The 18,261-nt window shown below is 57.1% G+C and carries 15 protein-coding genes; 6 read left to right on the top strand and 9 right to left on the bottom strand.

The window, feature by feature from the left end; translation table 11 throughout:
* Positions 1–149: 149 nt before the first annotated feature.
* Together ppk1 and KJS55_RS10895 are read right to left on the bottom strand one after the other, a co-directional pair.
* Positions 150–2,363, bottom strand: a complete 2,214-nt coding sequence (ppk1, locus tag KJS55_RS10900) for a polyphosphate kinase 1 (protein WP_228300519.1) — start codon at positions 2,361–2,363, stop codon at positions 150–152.
* Positions 2,364–2,395: 32 nt separating this feature from the next.
* A complete protein-coding gene (locus tag KJS55_RS10895; protein WP_213543329.1) occupies positions 2,396–3,301 on the bottom strand; it encodes a Ppx/GppA phosphatase family protein in 906 nt (301 codons plus the stop codon).
* A gap of 229 nt (positions 3,302–3,530) precedes the next feature.
* Here KJS55_RS10895 and KJS55_RS10890 point away from each other — a divergent pair, with 229 nt between their 5' ends.
* The 3 genes from KJS55_RS10890 (at position 3,531) to KJS55_RS10880 (ending at position 7,744) form a co-directional block, all read left to right on the top strand.
* Positions 3,531–4,148 (top strand): TetR/AcrR family transcriptional regulator, encoded by a 618-nt coding sequence (locus KJS55_RS10890; RefSeq protein ID WP_187029755.1) that lies wholly within the window; start codon positions 3,531–3,533, stop codon positions 4,146–4,148.
* A 66-nt stretch (positions 4,149–4,214) separates the two neighbouring features.
* Positions 4,215–5,996, top strand: coding sequence for an ABC transporter ATP-binding protein (locus KJS55_RS10885; protein ID WP_213543680.1), 1,782 nt, complete (start codon positions 4,215–4,217; stop codon positions 5,994–5,996).
* The gene (locus KJS55_RS10880; protein ID WP_187029753.1) at positions 5,993–7,744 is read left to right on the top strand and encodes an ABC transporter ATP-binding protein; all 1,752 of its coding nucleotides are present in this window, start codon (positions 5,993–5,995) and stop codon (positions 7,742–7,744) included. The genes KJS55_RS10885 and KJS55_RS10880 overlap by 4 nt, the downstream gene beginning before the upstream one ends.
* Before the next feature lie 62 nt (positions 7,745–7,806).
* Here KJS55_RS10880 and KJS55_RS10875 read toward each other — a convergent pair whose 3' ends face one another.
* From KJS55_RS10875 to KJS55_RS10865, 3 genes are read right to left on the bottom strand one after another with little or no spacing between them, the layout of a single operon-like run.
* On the bottom strand, positions 7,807–9,159 hold the full coding sequence (locus tag KJS55_RS10875) for an aldehyde dehydrogenase family protein (RefSeq protein ID WP_213543328.1): 1,353 nt from the start codon (positions 9,157–9,159) through the stop codon (positions 7,807–7,809).
* Between the two features lie 38 nt (positions 9,160–9,197).
* Positions 9,198–10,451 (bottom strand): saccharopine dehydrogenase family protein, encoded by a 1,254-nt coding sequence (locus KJS55_RS10870; RefSeq protein WP_187029749.1) that lies wholly within the window; start codon positions 10,449–10,451, stop codon positions 9,198–9,200.
* Between the two features lie 24 nt (positions 10,452–10,475).
* Entirely contained in the window at positions 10,476–12,233 is a 1,758-nt protein-coding gene (locus KJS55_RS10865) for an APC family permease (RefSeq protein WP_187029747.1), read from the bottom strand.
* Positions 12,234–13,011: 778 nt separating this feature from the next.
* Between KJS55_RS10865 and KJS55_RS10860 the strand changes: the two genes are divergently transcribed.
* Genes KJS55_RS10860 through KJS55_RS10850 form a run of 3 tightly spaced genes read left to right on the top strand, consistent with a single transcriptional unit; the run spans position 13,012 to position 15,867 of the window.
* Positions 13,012–15,183: a Tex family protein gene (locus KJS55_RS10860; RefSeq protein WP_213543327.1), complete on the top strand. Its 2,172-nt coding sequence runs from the start codon at positions 13,012–13,014 to the stop codon at positions 15,181–15,183.
* On the top strand, positions 15,180–15,503 hold the full coding sequence (locus tag KJS55_RS10855; protein ID WP_187029743.1) for a DUF4491 family protein: 324 nt from the start codon (positions 15,180–15,182) through the stop codon (positions 15,501–15,503). The genes KJS55_RS10860 and KJS55_RS10855 overlap by 4 nt, the downstream gene beginning before the upstream one ends.
* The gene (locus KJS55_RS10850) at positions 15,487–15,867 is read left to right on the top strand and encodes a metallopeptidase family protein (RefSeq protein WP_213543326.1); all 381 of its coding nucleotides are present in this window, start codon (positions 15,487–15,489) and stop codon (positions 15,865–15,867) included. Before KJS55_RS10855 ends, KJS55_RS10850 begins: the two co-directional genes overlap by 17 nt.
* Positions 15,868–15,971: 104 nt before the next feature.
* On the opposite strand, the gene KJS55_RS10845 is transcribed toward KJS55_RS10850, so the two are convergent.
* The 4 genes from KJS55_RS10845 to KJS55_RS10830 are packed head-to-tail and all read right to left on the bottom strand — an operon-like array spanning position 15,972 to position 18,180.
* Entirely contained in the window at positions 15,972–16,598 is a 627-nt protein-coding gene (locus KJS55_RS10845) for a hypothetical protein (RefSeq protein WP_187029740.1), read from the bottom strand.
* Positions 16,582–17,190, bottom strand: a complete 609-nt coding sequence (locus KJS55_RS10840; RefSeq protein ID WP_187029738.1) for a hypothetical protein — start codon at positions 17,188–17,190, stop codon at positions 16,582–16,584. Before KJS55_RS10840 ends, KJS55_RS10845 begins: the two co-directional genes overlap by 17 nt.
* On the bottom strand, positions 17,187–17,681 hold the full coding sequence (locus KJS55_RS10835; protein ID WP_187029736.1) for a hypothetical protein: 495 nt from the start codon (positions 17,679–17,681) through the stop codon (positions 17,187–17,189). The genes KJS55_RS10840 and KJS55_RS10835 overlap by 4 nt, the downstream gene beginning before the upstream one ends.
* Positions 17,665–18,180 carry an RNA polymerase sigma factor gene (locus tag KJS55_RS10830; RefSeq protein ID WP_187029847.1) on the bottom strand — a complete coding sequence of 172 codons (516 nt, stop codon included), beginning with the start codon at positions 18,178–18,180 and terminating at the stop codon, positions 17,665–17,667. Before KJS55_RS10830 ends, KJS55_RS10835 begins: the two co-directional genes overlap by 17 nt.
* Positions 18,181–18,261 lie beyond the last annotated feature (81 nt).

The raw sequence follows: 18,261 nt of genomic DNA, 5'->3' as shown, positions 1-18,261 counted from the left end.
TCGTTGGAAACCAACCGGCCAGCCTTCCCACCGGTTCTCCTCTTTCCCGCCGACACACCGCCAATATTACCGCTTACGGCCTCAGCATAAGTGCGGCGCTTTCCCTGGCTTGCTGCCCGCTCTCATTCTCACCCTGAACACGGAAGATGTCATCCCATCTTATGTCCGGCACCGCCGGTAATCTCGAGCACCGGGGCCACGGCCGCCTCCTGGGCCTGGCGACAGAAAAACTCCTGGCTGTTGAAAGGCGGCCCCTGGTTCTGTACCAGGCAATAGGTTCCATCTGCACGCAGCTGGCGAGCCTGTTGGTTATCCCGCAGCATGGTGTCAAACATTGCCGTCAGGCGACGCTTCAAATCCGCGTCCCGAATGGGAGCGGCTACCTCCACCCGCCGCAGAGTGTTCCTCGTCATAAAATCCGCAGAGGAGATATAGATCTGCCGCCGCTCTCCTGTACCAAAGAGATACATGCGTGAGTGCTCCAGAAAGCGGCCCACAATGCTGATCACCCGTAGGTGCTCTGTGGCTCCTGGAACGCCGGGCCGCAGACAGCAGATCCCCCGCACCACCATGTCGATGGAAACACCGGCTTGGGATGCCTCAATCAACCGCTCCATAATGGTCTTATCCGTCAGGGAGTTCAGCTTCAAACCGATGTAGGCGCTCTCCCCTCGGCGGGCATGGGCAATCTCCTCGTCAATCCTGGCAAGCACCTGATTTTGCAAGCATCTGGGAGCCACCATCAGCACCGGGCTGTCCTCCAAGGTCTCTCCCAGTGCCAGCGCCTGAAACACAGCTGCTGCATTCAGGCCGATTTCCGGGTCGGCGGTCATGAGAGAGAGGTCGGTATAGAGCCGCGCCGTCTTTTCATTATAGTTCCCGGTACCGATCTGGGTGTAATACTCCACCTGTTCCTCTCCCCGGCGGGTGATCAAACAGAGCTTGGAGTGCACCTTATAGCCGTCCAGTCCATACATCACCTGGCAGCCAGCATCCTCCAGCCGGCGGGACCACTCAATGTTGTTCTCCTCGTCAAAGCGGGCCTTGAGCTCCACCAGGACAAAGACCTCCTTGCCGTTTTCCGCCGCCTCAATTAGGGCCTCTACGACCTTGCTCTGTCTTGCCATCCGGTAGAGCGTCATTTTGATGGAGATGACCCGCTCATCTCCGGCCGCCTCCTGCAGCATGGCAAGGAAGGGCTTCATGGACTCATAGGGATATGCCAGCAGGCGGTCTCGTTCCCGAATCTGTTCTAGAATAGGCAGGCCGCTTTGGAACTGCGGCGGCCGCTGGGGGACGAATCTCTCATAGAACAGCTCTGGGCGCTGCCGCAGAGCATCCTGCATCCGCAGCAGGAAAGAGAGGTCCAGCGGCGTGCCGCCCCCGAATACGAACTGTGGCTCCGCGCCTGTGTACCGGCATAGCAGCCGGACAATCCCATCCTCCAGCTGCCGGGACAGCTCCAGGCGCACCGGGGCCAGCCGCCGACGGCGTTTTACCAGCTCCGCCATGAATTCCCGGTAATCCAGGTCTTCGTCATAGAGCGCGTCTGCGTCAATGTCCGCATTGCGGGTCATGCGGAGCAGTGACTTGGCCTTCACCCGGTAACCCTTGAACACCTTGGGAAGGAAATGGAGAATCAACTCCTCTGACAGCATGTATTGCCGTGCCGCCACAGGAATCAGCCGGGGAAACACACCCGAGCCACAGGGAATGATGCCCAGCTTCTCCTTTCCATTTTTTCCCGCCAGTACTCCAACTGCATAGATTTCCCCACCTCGCAGGAACGGGAAGGGCTGCCGCTTTCCCACGATGATCGGAGAGAGCAAAACGGCAATTTCCGTGTCAAAATAGGTCTCCAGGGCTTCCCTCTTCTCTCTTTCCAGCCTACGGAAGTCCACCAGCCCTACGCCCTCATTCCCCAGGCACTCCATCAGGGTTTGATAGACAGCGGTTTTTCTCTGGTCCAGCGCCCGCACCTGCGCCAAAACCGCCCGAATCTGCGCCCGTGCCGTCATATGGGTTTTGTTCTCCCTGATGCTTTGAGAGAGCATGTCCTGATCCACCAGGGAGCCCACCCGCACCATAAAAAATTCGTCCAGATTTCTTTGATAGATGGCGAGAAAATTCAGCCGCTCGCACAAGGGAACATCTTCCCGCTCCGCCTCTTCCAAAACCCGCCCGTTAAAGGCCAGCCAGGACAGTTCCCGGTTGAGATAGACCCCCTCCATACCAGCATCCCCCTTTTCCGCTGCTTCCGACAATATGGTGGTTTCGTGGAAGCCGCCAGCTCGACTGCCCGCTCCCTCAGGCCGCCGCAGGGCGGAGAATTCCCGCAACAGCTCCCAAAACGTCTTTTTCAACGATGTCTCCCCCGCTTCTATGTCACTTCTCTCTATTCGGCACGGCGCAGCACCTTGTGATACAAATATCCTTCCCGAACTCCGGTACGGCTGATATACAGTTCCTCCCTGCACAGGGACTTTGTCACCGTGTCCATCAGCAATGCCCCAGGCAGAATTGTGTGGAGTCGGTCCGGGCAGTGATTCAAAACAAGCTGCCGCACCTCCCCGCTTTGCTTTTGAAGCTCCTTATTCAATTGGTGCAGATCCTTGGGTGTCATCCGGCGCTCTAATTCCGGGCGGCCATACCAGGTGTTGGCAATCTTCAGCAGAGCCCGGGCTGTGCCGCCCACCCCGCATACCCGATCTACCCTCTCCTGGGGCAGATTCGCTTCCGCCAGCGTCCTGCGCACGATTTTCCGCATTTCCTCCAGCTCCTTTGGCTTGGGCCAAATTCTGGACACACAGGCTTTAAACAGATTCAGAGACCCCAATGGCAGGCTTTGTGCCCGCAGGATTTTTCCGGCCCGAACCTCCACAATCTCTGTGCTGCCGCCGCCAATGTCGAAGAGTGCGCCGTCTTTTAAATTCAAGGTCCGCAGAGCGCCATAATAGCCCAGCTCCGCCTCCAGGTCTCCGGAGAGTACGTCCACATCCAGCCCCGTTTTTTTTCGGATTGTGTGAACTGCTTCCTCAGAGTTTCGGATGTTACGCAGCGGTGCGGTGGCAAATACATAGAAATTCTCCACCCCGAAGTGCCTCAGCAGCTCCCGGAATTTTTCCAGGATCGAGCAAGCACGGTGGATACCCTCCTGTGAGAGCACGCCTCCGCTGATATAATTGACAAGACCCGCCATTTCCTTCTTGGAAAAAAGCAGATCATAATCCCCCTCTGGGAGAACACGATACAAAGACAGTCTCACCGTATTGGACCCCAGGTCCACAATGCCATAATTCACGAAGGCAACCTCCTCTAACAACAGCCAATCTTCTTTTTATTATGTGGCGCTTTTGTAAAATCTAAAAGCAGCCTTTCGTTAGATTCCAGTAAATGCTGTTTTCCGGTTTTAAAAAGTCTATGCGGAGCTGCCAAGATCCCCTACCAAATTTCTGTTTTTCTCTTGACAAAGTCCTTCCCATTTTGTAATATAACATCGTTATATAACGTTGTTATTTCAGGAGTGTATGATGGAGCAGGAAGCATGTACCACATTGGAACAGATTCAGCAGGCTGCTGTCCAGGAATTTCTGGACAAGGGTTTTCTCGGCTCCTCCCTGCGGCAGATCGTCAAAAACGCCGGAGTGACCACCGGTGCCTTTTATGGTTACTTTTCCAGCAAGGAGGCGCTCTTCGCCTCCATTGTGGAACCCCATGCCGCCGCCATCATGGGGCGCTTCATGCAGGCCCAACAGGACTTCGCGGAGCTGCCGGAGGCGGAACAGCCTCAGCATGTTGGTGTGGAATCCACGAAGTGCACCGAGTGGATGGTGGACTACATCTATCAGCATATGGACGCCTGTAAGCTGTTGATCTGCTGCGCGGAGGGCACCTCCTATGAGACCTTCGTCCACAACATGGTGGAAGTTGAGGTAGAATCTACCTTCCGTTTTCTGGAAGTACTGCGGAGGCTGGGGCATCCAATCCCCGTTTTGGATCGGCAGCTGTGCCACATCATCGCCAGCGGTATGTTCAACGGCATTTTTGAAATCGTCATCCATGACATGCCCCATGCGCATGCCAAACAATATGTCTCTCAGTTGGAGGAGTTCTATCTGGCGGGCTGGCAAAAATTGATGGGGGATTAAGTCCCCATCTTTTTTGGTTAATAGTTAGTTTAAACTAACTATTAAAATCTATCACTTGAAGGAGGAATTCTCTTGAAGAAGCAATCCAATCTGACTCGCCTCCTAGCGTATGCCGGCGGGTACAAACGGCTGACCGTGCTGGGATGCGCACTCTCCGGCGTGGCAGCAATCATGGGGCTGATGCCCTACGTATGCGTCTGGATGGTGGCCCGGAACGCCCTGGCAGTCTATCCAGACGTCACCGCCGCGCCGGAGCTCGCCTACTGGGGATGGATGGCGGTTCTATTCGCCGTGGGCAACATCGCCCTCTATTTTGCCGCCCTGATGTGTACCCACATCGCGGCTTTCCGCACCGCCAGAAACATCCGCTATGCCGGCGTCGCCCACCTGATGAAGCTGCCCCTGGGCTTTTTCACTGGTAAACAGTCCGGCCAACTGCGAAAAATCATTGACGATAACGCCGCTCTGACAGAGGACCTGCTGGCCCACAAGTTGCCAGACCTGACGGCGGCGGTGGTCACGCCGGCGGCCGCCCTGGTACTGCTATTCGTGTTTGACTGGCGGATGGGCGCCCTGTGCCTTTTGACGATGGTGCTGGCCATACTTTGTATGATGAGCATGATGGGCGGTAAAAACGCCGGATTTTTTCACCGCTACCAGCGGGAGATCGAGAAGATGAGCGGCGAGGCGGTGGAGTATGTCCGGGGCATCCCGGTGGTGAAGGTCTTTCAGCAGACGGTCTACTCCTTCAAGGCCTTTTACCAGGCCATCCAGTCCTACAGCGATCTGGCCAGTCAGTACGCCATGAGCTGCCGGAACGGGCAGACCGCGTTTCTCACCTGCATAAATGGCGGCTTCGCGCTGCTGATCCCTGCGGCGCTGCTGCTTGCCGGCGGTGACGGCTGGGCCGTGCTGGCGGATTTCATCTTCTACGCCCTGTTCGCCCCCGCCTGCGGCGGCATGATCAACCGGATCATGTACGCCTCCGAGTCCGTGATGGAGGCCAACGAGTCCATGATGAAGCTGGATGAAATTCTGAGCCAGCAGCCCCTGCCCGAGGCCGTCCGCAGTCAGAAACCCCGGGACCACACGGTGGTCTTTGACCAAGTGACCTTCCGTTACCCCGGCGCAGAGCGCCCCGCTCTGGACCATGTCAGCTTCACTGTGCCAGAGGGCTCCGTGGTGGGACTGGTGGGCCCCTCTGGCGGCGGTAAGTCCACAGCTGCCGCCCTGATCCCCAGGTTCTGGGATGTAGAGAGCGGCAGCGTGAAGATCGGCGGCGTGGACGTGCGGAATATGGACAGCCGGGAGCTGATGCGGCAGGTGGCCTTTGTCTTTCAGGACACCCGTCTTTTCAAGGTCAGTATTCTGGAAAACATCCGCATGGCCCGGCCCTCCGCCACACTGGAGGAAATCCTGGCCGCTGCCAGGGCCGCCCAGTGCGGCGACATCCTCGAAAAGCTCCCCCAGGGGATTGATACCGTGGTGGGTGCCCAGGGCGTCTATCTCTCCGGCGGAGAGGCCCAGCGCATCGCCCTGGCCCGGGCCATTTTGAAGGACGCCCCCATTGTGGTCTTAGACGAGGCAACGGCCTTTGCAGACCCAGAGAATGAAGCCCTTATCCAGAAGGCCTTTTGGGAACTGACCCGGGGAAAGACGGTTCTCATGATCGCCCACCGGCTCTCCACAGTTCGGGACGCAGACAACATCCTGGTTGTGGAAAAGGGCTCCATCCGGGAGCAGGGCACCCACGACCAGCTGGAGGCGCAGGATGGGTTGTACGCCAAGATGTGGCAGGATTACCGGCAGGCAGCCGCCTGGAAGGTTGGAAAGGAGGCAGTGATATGATCCGTAAACTACAGCACGTATTCGCCTTAAGTGAAAAGGGTGCCAGGGACTTTGTCAAGGCCGTGATGTGGAGCTTTTTCTGCAACATCAGCTTGATGCTGCCCGTGGGCGTGGTAATGGCCACACTCCAGTATCTGTTGGATACTCTGGAGACCGGCGGCGATCCGTCCGCCAAGGTTCTCGTCTATACCGGCGCGGCGGCGGCCGTTTTGCTCCTGCTCTTCCTTCTGCACTATTTCCAATATGCCTCTTTGTATCTTGCGACCTACCAGGAGAGCGCCGCCCGCAGAATCAGCCTGGCGGAGACGTTACGCAAGCTGCCCCTCAGCTTCTTCGGCACGCGGGATCTCAGCGACCTCACTGCCACCATGATCGCGGACTGCTCCGCGCTGGACCAGATGTTCTCCCACTACATCCCCCAGCTCTTCGCCTCCATCTTCTCCACGATTTTCATCGGAATCTGCATGCTCTCCATCAACTGGCGAATGGCCCTTGCGGTGCTGTGGGTGTTGCCGGCGGCGGTGCTGCTGACCACTGGCTCCAAAAAGCTCCAGGATGTTTTCGGTACCCAGAACATCCTGGCCAAGCGCGCCGTGACCGACGCCATTCAAGAGGATCTCGAGACCATCCGCGATATCAAGTCCTGTAACCGGCAGGAGACCTGTATGAAGAAGCTGGACGCACTCCTTGAGCGCTCGGAGCGGAGCTCCATCCACTCCGAGCTTGCCACCGGCGTATTCGTCTGCTCTGCCCAAGCCTTTCTCCGAATCGGCCTTGCCACCACGGTTTTGGTAGGCGCGGGACTTCTGGCAGAGGGGCAGCTTTCCTTCCTGTACTTTCTGGGGTTCCTGTTTGCCGCCGCCCGGCTGTATGACCCTATTGGCCTAGTGCTCCAGAACATCGCCGCCACCTTCAGTGCCAAGCTGAAGATTGAACGGATGCGCGCCATCCAGGAGCAGCCTGTGCAGACCGGCGCAGAGGTCTGTGAGCCGGAGAACTATGATATTGTCTTCGACCATGTGAAATTCTCCTATCGGGCGCATGAGAGCGTTTTGAAGGATGTGTCCTTCACCGCAAGGCAAGGCCAGGTGACGGCTCTGGTGGGCCCCTCCGGCGGCGGTAAATCCACAGCCTGCAAGCTGGCTGCCCGCTTCTGGGATATTCAGGGCGGAACCATCACCCTGGGCGGCATCGACATCTCCACCGTAGACCCGGAGACGCTTCTGCGGCATTACGCCTTCGTATTCCAGGATGTGGTGCTGTTCCGGGATACGATTCTGGAGAACATCCGCCTTGGCCGACGTGACGCCACCAATGAGGAGGTCTACGCAGCCGCCCGGGCCGCCCGCTGCGATGAGTTCATCCGGGAATTGCCTCAGGGATACCAGACCATGGTGGGAGAAAACGGTTCCACCCTCTCCGGCGGCGAGCGCCAGCGGATTTCCATTGCCCGGGCCCTGTTGAAAGACGCCCCAGTGATTCTGCTGGATGAGGCAACAGCCTCCCTAGATGTCGAAAATGAGACTGCGATTCAGGATGCCATCTCGCAACTAGTGAAGAATAAGACGGTCCTGATTATCGCCCACCGGATGCGGACTGTGGCCGGAGCCGACCATGTGGTGGTTCTGACTGATGGATGCGTTGCCCAGCAGGGGACGCCTCAAGAGCTGATGGCTCAAGAGGGCCTCTATCGTCAGATGATGCTGAGACAACAGGAATCACAATTTGGCTCGAAGAACCATTCATAACTAAAAAGCGGCGGGAGTGAAAACACTCCCGCCGCTTTTGGTTTTTGCAGATAGCAATTGGCTTAGTCTTTGAAGAGCTCCTCGGCGCTGGGAACATCCACATCCAGCGGGAGGGCGATCTTGGAGATGTTGATGAGGTGGCGATAGTCCACGTTCTCACAGAGGATGTTGTTGCCCCAGGTGCCGCAGCTCTCAGACACGGCAGGGCTCAATCCGTTGGTGGAGGGACCCCAGGCGTCGGGCGTGGGCTGGTTCACCAGCACACGGGCCACGGGGATGCGCTCGGCATAGTACTCCACGTGAGCGCGGTCGTTGGAGAAGATACCGGCCGTGTGGCCGATGCCGCCGGCCTCTTCCATGTTCTGGATGGCCATGGCCACGGCCTCCTCGAAGGTCTCGTAGCTCTTGAGCACCACGATGGGCCCCATGATCTCCTTGTTCAGCACGTTGGCCTTGCCCACAGCGTCGATCTTCAATCCCACCACCTTGGTGTCAGCGGGGATGTCGAAGCCGGCAGCCTTGGCGATCACGGGAGCGTCCTTGCCCACCAGCTCGGGGTTGGTGTGGCCGTCGTGGAACAGCACCTTGCCGAACTCCTCCACGTCGGCCTTGTTCTCAAAGAGCACCACGCCCTCAGCCTTCAGAGCGTCGAAGAAGTCCTTCTCAGCCTCCTGGGGATAGAGCAGCAGGTTGTCGCCGTCGCACAGGATGCCGTTGTCGCTGCCAACAGCCACAACGCTCATCTTGGCGGCCTCGGTCAGATCGTAGCCGCGGTCCAGAACCACGGGCGGGTTACCGGGGCCCACGCCGTAGGCGGGGGTGCCGGAGGAGTAGGCGGCCTTCACCATGGCGCTGCCGCCGGTGGCGATGATCAGGTCGCAGGCCTCCATCAGGGCCTGGGAGTTCTCAATGGTCACCTCGGTCAGGACCTGGATCAGATCGGCGGGAGCGCCGCACTTCTCCATGGCCTCACGGATCAGGTTGACCGTGTGGGTGGTGGACTTGGCGGCCCGGGGAGCGGGGGAGACGATGATGGCGTTCTTGCCCTTCACAGCGTCCATGAAGTTGCCCAGGGGGGTGACGTTGGGGTTGGTGGCGGGGGTGATGCAGGCGATGACGCCCACGGGGTGAGCCACCTCGATGATGCCGGTCTCCTTGTTCTCGCTGATGATGCCCACGGACTTCTTGTCTCGCAGGTAAGCCCAGAACGCGGCGGGCGTATCGGTGTTCTTGCCGATCTTGTCCTCGTAGTAGCCAAGGCCCGTCTCGTCCACGGCCTCCCGGGCCAGCTCGGCAGCGTGCTGATAGATGACCTTGGCCGCCTCATAGACCAGCTTGTCGGTCTGAGCCTGATCGTAATCCTTGATGGCTTCCACGGCCGCGCGGCCGCGCTCTACATATTCCTGAATGGTCATGATTGCAGTTCTCCTTATTTAATATAGTATGCAGGGGATCAGCCGTCAAACTTGCAGCCTTCCTTGATGTCGATGGTGTAGGTGATGCCCAGATCGTTGGCCCAGGCGATGTACTGCTCCACCTGCTGGTCGTCCAGCATGTCGGAGGAGATCAGGCCCTTCTGAGGAACCATGTCGTTGACCAGCAGTTTGGTGTACAGGAAAGCGCCCTGGCCGGTCAGGTACATCTCGCCGGTCATTTTGGCACGCTCATAGGCCTCCTCCAGGCCGGGAGAGGACACGTGCAGGTCCACCATGATGTCCTTGCCGTCCTTCTTGCCGTAAGCCTCGCAGACGAACGCGCCGTTGTCCTCAACGATGCCCTCGTCGATGATGGCCTTGATGACCTCGGGGTCCTTCGGAGGCATGGGGATGTGCTTGAGCACCCAGTCAAAGGGAACGATCTCGTGGCCCTCGAACTCCTCGGGAGTGTGGTGCAGCAATCCGGCCTTGTACAGGCCCTCGGAGAACTCGATGCCAGTTCCGCCGTACTTGAAGTAGGCGTTCTTGCAGCCCTTGAAGTACTTCTCGCGGTTGAAGCCGATGTACACAGGCTCGTCGTGAGCGTGCTCGACCAACGTCACCTCGCGGCCGCACTCAGGCCAATTCCGCTTGATGGGACGGCTGAAGGGCTTCGTACGGATCTGCTGGCAGTTCTCAAACGCGTAGGCGTCCTCCTCCATGTCGCACAGAGCCACCTCGGGAGACCAGAAGAAGGGGATGAACCGCTTGGTGCGGGTGCCCTCGTACACCATGCAGGCGATGGTGTCGCACTCGTCCAACTCGTTGACGGCCTTACGCGCCATGACGCACATCACGCCGGGAGCAGAGCCGGTGCCGATGATGGCGGTAGTGCCATTTTCAGCGAACCGGCGGCCGTACTCCGTGTACATGTAGCGAATGCCCTCCAGCCAGGTGTCGTACTCGGGGAAGCCCTCGACCACGTTCTCGCAGGCGGACAGGTCCTGATAGCAGGCCTTGATCTGCAAAGCGGCCTGCATCACGTTGACGCCGAACTCCAGGGGCATCACGTTGACGATCAGCTCGCAGCCCTCAGCAGCCTTGGCGATCTCGTCCACGTGGGCGGCGTTCACCTGCTTGGGGGTGCCCTTCTTCATCAGCTTGCACACAGCCTCTGCTGCCGCCAGATTATAGTCCGCGCAGACCACCTCTTCGATGTTGGGTTCTTCGTCCAGTCTTCTGCAGATGGTGGAGCCCTGAGCGCCGCATCCGCATACCATTACCTTTTTCATCTTTTATTCCTCCTTGTTGACTTATCAAACCGAATTTTGTTCGGTTGTTGATGAAACTTGCGTATCACTGGTAGGAGATTCGCCGGGAACTGCGCCGTGAATTTCACGAATCATGTTATCCAGATCCACTTTTCTGGCTGCTTTGAGCGCCTTGACCTGGGCACCCTCTGTCTTTCTGCCGATCAGCCAGACCACAATACCAATCACCAATAGAATGATCCCCAGCCATTTGCACGCGTTGATCATGCCATAAAAATTACTGAAAAATCCAGAACCATACTCCTCTAGATAGTACTCCTCGCCATAGCTGCCCTCGTAGAAATACAGGAACACTGCACCGCCCAGCGCCATGGCACCTGATAGAATGATATAAACACCAATATCAATCAAGTCGCCCAGGCCCAGTTTGGTCTTGGGATTTAGGGGATAGGTCTCGGCATTATCCAAAACTCTGCCCTTGTACACCCATTTGCACACCACATAGCCTACAAGTCCCAGCAGCAACACCAGGAAGCCGGTAATAAAGTAGTCCGTGCCGTTGGCATAGATGGCAAACATGCAGATTACAAAAACGCAGGCAGAGAGCACCACCAAGCCCACCGTGCCTCCTGGCATGACCGTTAGCCCCAGCTCCTTCCGGGCATCCGTGGGGTAATATTTACGCAGCTGAACCACGCAGAGAATCATAGCCAGGTACATGTAGAGCTGAATGGGCGTTGTGGCCATCACCAGCGTGGTGAAGTCAAACTGGCAGGTGATAATCGTGAAGATTGCCAGCAGAATAATAGAGACCGTTGGAATGCCGCGCTTATCCACCTTCTTCATAAGCAGCGGGAACATATGGTCGTCAGCCATGACGAAAAATGCTCTGGAGCCATGGGCAATATACGAGCAGAAGATGGAGCAGTTGGAAATGACAGCGACAATGACAAAGGCCAGACCCGCCCAATTACCTACATACTGAATCAGTACATCTGCATAGCCCACGGCGCCGCCACCAGATTCAGTGGACCAAGAGCTCCAGCTTCCAATCGCTGCCAGGGCTGCCAGCGTCGGCAGGATGTAGGTAAATGCGATCACTGGCTGAGAAATCCGCATGGCTTTGGGAATAATCTGTGGATTATCCATTTCTCCGGCCATGTTGGACATACACTCATAGCCCATGTACATCCAAATAATGATGGCGATACCGCCGCCAATCGAGTGAAACAGGCCCTCTTCAGGATTAAAAAGCGGCTCCAACGGATTGTAATTCCAGTTCAGGAAGCCCACCACGGTCACAGCTCCAAAGGCGATCAGCACCAAAATGGTAAAGACTGTTTCCAGCTTTTCCAGCCAGTCCAGACCAATGATGTTGACCACAGTGAAAATGACCACCATCACGATTTTTGCCATGTACTCCGCTGTGGGAGACATGTCAATGAATTTAGCGGCATAGCCAACCACCAAAGCGCAGTACTGTGCCTGGCACATCCAGGTGGTCAACGCGGACCACAAACCGATCTGCCAACCCCAGAACTCTCCGAAGGATTCACGCCCCCAGGAGTAAATGCCGCCCTCCGAGGGAAGAATAGACCCCAGCTCTCCCACCATTTCACACAGCGGAAAAGCCCAGACAAAGGGAAAGACCAGCAGCATAATCAGGGTCAAACCCGGTCCACTGGCGGCGATGGCCTCCTCAATGCCGAAGGCACCAGCGGCCACAAAGGAGAAAATCAGTGCCACCACACCTATGGTGGAGAGTTTTGATTTTCTCAGGGACTCAGAACTTTTTTCGCTCATACCAAACCTCCTTTGACTCAATACCAGCCATTTTTCACAAAAATGGGTCTTGCTGTATATCATTGAAAAGATTAGCTGGAGCCAATCTTTAGTAAGGGGGAAGGGTGCGGGGGGTCCATAAAAAGCTAAAAAAAGACAGGGGAAAATTACTTGCGTAATTTCCTCTGTCTTTTTGCCAGTTGGTTATAGCCTCATTGGCGCCACATGGAAGTGGTCTTTCCAAAGTTCCGTCGGACAACCTTCTCTTTACCTGTCAGTTTCACCAAGCTGTTCGCTATACAGCCTGCCTTTCCGCGTCGGTCTTCCATCTGGGAATGGAATGTTTCGGATTGTCTTCATGCGGACGATATTCATTTGTTGATATCAACATAATACAGATTGGAGCAAAAATCAATGCCCGTTTTTAACAAGGTTTTCAAAAAAACATTGTATAAAAAAACCAACTTTAGGCTGCTTTGTTTTGTTATTTTTATAACAATTTGTACGTTTCCCCTTCAAACAGGGTTGAAAAGTATCAAATGGTCTTATGAAGGATTTCTGCCGGAAACACCCTAAATCTGTCCTCATAGCGCGGACAAGCAGCCTTCATTTTCTGAATATATTTGTATCGATAAGTGCCATACCCCCTGTGTGCGGTGACAAGATTTTGTGTCTTTGTAACCGGACATATCTTGGGCCCCGTCAAAAAACATCTGCTGACAAGTAGTGGGAAATACGCTATAATAGTTTTATACTCTTCTCCGGCGCGGACAAGCGCCCCATACGGAAAGGATTTGTTATGGAAACCACGCTTCAAATTCTGGCGGAGGAACTGAACCGCCCGGTACAGCATGTTGCCAATGTAGTCCAGCTGCTGGACGAAGGGGCTACGATCCCTTTTATTGCCCGCTATCGAAAGGAACTTCACGGTACGATGGACGATACCACGCTCCGCACCCTGGAGGAACGCTTGCGCTATCTCCGCAGCCTGCAGGAGCGGCGTGAGACCGTCAAAAACGCTATTCTCGAAAAGGGAAAGCTGACTGAGGATCTCTCGTCTGCCATTGATGCTGCTAAAACCCTGGCGGAAGTGGAGGATCTGTACCGCCCCTTCAAGGAAAAACGCCGCACCCGAGCCTCTATGGCCCGGGAAAAGGGGCTGGAACCCCTAGCAGAGCTGCTCTTTGCCCAGCAGCCGGATTGCCCCGCTCCCCTTGCCGCAGCCTCTGGATATATTAACCCTGACAAGGGCGTTGAGACGGCGGAGGAGGCCCTGGCTGGTGCCTCTGACATTCTGGCAGAGCAGATCAGTGACGACGCTGCCCTTCGAAAAAAGCTCCGGGAGCTGCTGGCGAAACACGGCTCTCTGACCAGCACGGCAGCTACAGAGGAGGACACTGTCTACCGGCTCTATTATCAGTTCTCCCAGCCTCTTTCCCGGCTGCAGGGCCATCAGGTTCTGGCTATCAACCGTGGAGAGAAAGAGGGGGTTTTGAAGGTTCATGTGGAGCTGGACCGTGAGTTGGGACTTCGCACCGTCCGCCGCCATGTCGTCGTCCCTGGCAGCCCCGCCATGGAATTTGTAAAGTCCGCAGCAGAAGACGCCTATGACCGCCTGATTGCTCCCGCTCTGGAGCGGGAGTCCCGCGCCAGTCTCACGGAGTCGGCTTTTGACGGCGCGATCGGTCAGTTCGCTCTGAACCTGCGGCCCCTGTTGATGCAGCCACCGGTAAAGGGCAAGGTTACAATGGGCCTGGACCCCGGCTATCGAATGGGGTGCAAGGTGGCTGTAGTGGACGGCACCGGCAAAGTGTTGGACACGGCAGTTGTATACCCCACCTATGGGGATCGGCAGCGGCGCGAAGCCATTTCTTTGCTCAAAAAAATGATCAAAAAGTATCATATAGAACACATCGCCATTGGAAACGGCACTGCCAGCCGAGAGACGGAGCAGATGGCTGTGGAGCTGATCGCCCAGGCCAAGGATGAGGGCGCTCGCGTCAGCTATATGATCGTCTCTGAGGCCGGAGCCTCCGTCTACTCCGCCAGCCCACTGGCCGCAGAGGAGTTTCCGGAGTACGATGTGAATCTGCGCTCCGCCGTTTCCATCGCCCGCCGCCTACAGGACCCGCTGGCGGAGCTGGTGAAAATTGATCCCAAGGCCATTGGCGTGGGGCAGTACCAGCACGACTGCCCTCCCAAACGCCTGGATGAAGCTCTGGGCGGTGTCGTGGAGGACTGTGTGAACGCCGTGGGCGTGGATGTCAACACCGCCTCCCCCTCCCTACTGCAGCGGGTGGCTGGCCTTACCCCCACCACCGCCAAAAATGTGGTGGCCTATCGGGAGGCCAATGGCCCGTTTACCTCCCGCAAACAGCTTTTGAAGGTCCCAAAGCTGGGCCCCAAGGCTTTCGAGCAGTGTGCCGGCTTCCTTCGAGTACCCGAAAGTGCCAATATTTTGGACAATACTGCTGTGCATCCGGAGTCCTACGCTGCGGCGGAGCAGCTGCTTGTCCTCACTGGGCATACCCTGACAGACGTGCAAGCCGGACGTCTGTCAGAGCTTCCCGCTCAGGTGCGCGCCTATGGGGAGGAGCGGGCTGCCCAGGCCGCTGGCGTAGGGCTTCCAACTCTTCGGGATGTGATGACGGAGCTGATGAAGCCCGGCCGGGACATCCGGGACGACCTGCCCGCCCCGATTCTCCGCACCGACGTTCTGGAGTTGAAGGATTTAAAGCCCGGAATGGTTCTCACGGGAACCGTCCGCAATGTCATTGACTTCGGAGTGTTTGTGGATATCGGCGTCCACCAGGATGGTCTGGTACACATCTCCCAGGTAGCAAACCGCTTTATCAAGCACCCCTCGGAGGTGGTTTCTGTAGGCGATGTGGTGAAAGTTTTGGTTCTGGAAGTGGATGAGAAGAAAAAGCGCATCAGTCTCAGTATGAAACAAGCAAAGGAGACGGTATGAACGGGCAAGGTATCATCATCGCGGTGGTCTCCTTTCTCTGCATCGGTTTATTCCATCCTCTGGTGATCTGGGCGGAGTATATCTGGTCCGCCCGGTGCTGGCCTGCGTTTCTGGTCGCCGGACTTGGATTTTTGGCCGCCAGCCTGTTGCCGGAGAGCATTCTGCTCTCCTCCGTCCTAGGGGTGCTGGGATGCAGCTGCCTATGGAGCATCCTGGAACTGCGGGAACAGGAGGAGCGGGTACGTAAGGGGTGGTTCCCCCAGAATCCCAGACGCAAGCCTCCTGCGGAGAGGAGGAATTCCTGTGATTTTGACCGTTGACCAAGTGGGCGATCTCCTGGACGAGATCGCGGAGAGCTTTCCCTCAGCCCTCTTTCAAGGTCTCAACGGCGGCGTCTGTCTACAGGAGGAAGCACTGCCGGACCCGGAGTTCCGAGAGGTGTATATTCTAGGGGAATACTGTCATGACTGCCTAGGGCTATACATCAATTTATATTATGGCTCCTTCGCGGTGCTGGCGGAGCAGGAGGAGTGGAACCGCGAAACCTGGCTGGAGGAGCTGCGCATTACCTTGGCCCACGAACTGACCCACCACCTGGAACATCTGAGTGGCCTCCATGCACTGGATGACCGGGACGCGGAGGAACTGGCCATCTGGCGGGCGGAGTACCAGGGAGATTCCTGATAAAGAGCGGTCGGGGTTGTCCTGCCTCCCTCCTGAAGCTCTTATAAAAAAAGGGGCCCGGAGCTAGCTCCGGGCTCCTTTTTCCCCTTGGGATGATACCTCTTTCAAGCAGCGCGCTCTCGCCGGAAATAGGCGCTGCCGGCCGCTTGATGCCCAGTCACCCACAGCTCATAACTGCCATCCCGTGGAATCTCGATGGAATAGCTTCCGGTGGCCAAAGCTTCGCTATCAAAAACCGGTTCCCGGTCCTCATCCTCAATCACGCTGACATCCACGCTGCCCTGGTCGTTGACAATCTCCATCCGGATCACATCGCCAGACTCCATCTCCAGCAGTTGGAAGTCCGTACCGTTAAAGGCGGTATAATCCAACATCAGACTGCTCTCATCTCCAGTGCGGCTACCGTCAAAGTAGGAACCATGTTCCGGAAGCCAAGCCATCCACCACGCGGCAGCATACAGGCACATGGCCGCAGCCACCAACACAAAGCACAGTACCATCCCCGCCCAGTCATACTTGATTCTGCTGCCGGACCGAGCTGCCAGGAGTGTCTCCACCCCCAGGGAAATCAGGATCAGAGGCGAGGCCTTCACCGCCCACCGAAGATCCGCCTCCGGCCAGAACAGAGAGACCATCATCACCCCTCCGGCAACGATCAGCGTCGCACCCAGGGTAAGCGTCCCCACCCTGCGCTGAGCCGGCGCCTGCCTAATCTCACTGGTCTTTGTCATTGGGTTCCTCCTGTGTGGTCTCCTCAGGTGCGGCCTGCGCGCCGCTCTGTGCCGGAGGGACAAAGTCCGGAATATCGTCCTTCCGAGCCTTGGGTCCCCGGATAAACCACAGCCCCAGTAAAATAACCAGAATGGTCATCACCAGCCGGGGGACATCATAGCGCAGCAGACTGTACAGCCAGTCACCCAGGAACCAGTCACCCATCATCCACCACAGCTGATTCAAAAGCATCTGATACAGCAAGTAGATGCCGATCATCACCAGTCCCCAACCGATGACGCTGTGGCGGCGGCGCAGCAGCTCTGCCATGCGCTGGCTGTCCATCTCAGAGAGGCCGAAGAGATATTCATCCTGCGGTGCGGTGCCGTCCAGAATGCGGCTGCGGAGGTTATAGCTGTCAAAAAAGGCGTACAGCCACACCACCGGCAGGAAAAAAGCCACTGCGCCCAGCCCTAGAAAGCCGGCAATCGCCAGGATGACGAAAAAGCCCAGCAGCAGGGACACCCCCCGCTTCATATATCCCTGGTACATCTGCCCGCAGCCAGAGAGGCAAGAGGTGATAAATAAAAGCAAGCCTTGTTTCGGTCTCATGTGTTAGTTCCTCCTTGATTGGTATGCGGCCTGCCGCCGCTAAATGGTTCCAGAAAGCCATTGATATCATTCAGAAGCCCCTGTATGGAATCGTCCCACCGCTGGGGCATCTGCTGGATATGCTCTGCCACCGCGTTGCCGGTCTCCTGAAGGAATGCTCTGCCCGCCGATTCCCGAAGCGGGGCTCCGGCGCTGCCCCACAGCAGCGTCAACGCCAGCGCGACAGCGGCTGCGGCCGTTGCGTACCGGCTGGTCAGCAAACGGATGGCACGGAAGCGAATCCTGGGCCAAAGCCGGTCCTGACAGGAGTTTGCTGGGATCAGGAGCTCCGTCCCCGCCAGCAGGTCTGTATACCGCTGCAGGCACTGGTCGCAAAAGGCCAGGTGTTCCGCAGCTTCCAGCCGCGTCAGCTCATCCAGTGCCTCTCCGTTATGAATCAGCGATTCTAAAACGCCGTCACTCAGGTGTCCATCGTTACGAAATACGTCCATATCCCCCACTCCTTTCCAAGATCTCCCTCAGCAATCCCTTTCCCCGGGCCAGCTGGGTGTGAATGGTTTTGACCGGCCTTCCCAGGGCCAAAGCCGCCTCCTCCGGCGATTTCTCTTCCAGCAGACATAGCCTGCATACGGGTCCATAGGGCTCCCGGAGCTTCTCAATGGCAGAGCGAATCTCTGCTGCGCCACTTCTTTGCAGCGCCGTCTCCTCTGCGGCGGGCGCCTTCCCCGGCGGCATGGCCTCATCTCCCGGCAGCACCGCGTGGCGCTTCCACGCACTTTGCAGGTGGTCCTTGGCCTTGTTGGCGGCAATCCGGCCAAGCCATTGCCGCTCATATCCTAACGGCAGCTTTTCCTTGTGAAGGTAGGCCGAGAGGAACGTCTCCTGCGCCAAGTCCTCTGCCGCCGCAGCGTCCCGTGTCAGTTGAAAGCAGATGGTGTATACCAGCTTTTCATACTGAAGGACCAGTCTGGAAAACTCTTCTTTTGTCATTCCGGACACGGCACGCCACCACCTCCTTCCGATCTGTTGTTCATACGATGCCATGGGCGGTATTTCTTCAAAAACTGCAAA

Source organism: Pusillibacter faecalis, assembly GCF_018408705.1.
GTDB classification, from domain to species: Bacteria; Bacillota; Clostridia; order Oscillospirales; family Oscillospiraceae; genus Oscillibacter; species Oscillibacter faecalis.
The sequence above is the reverse complement of the archived record's forward strand: the minus strand, read 5'-3'. Positions and strand labels throughout refer to the sequence as shown.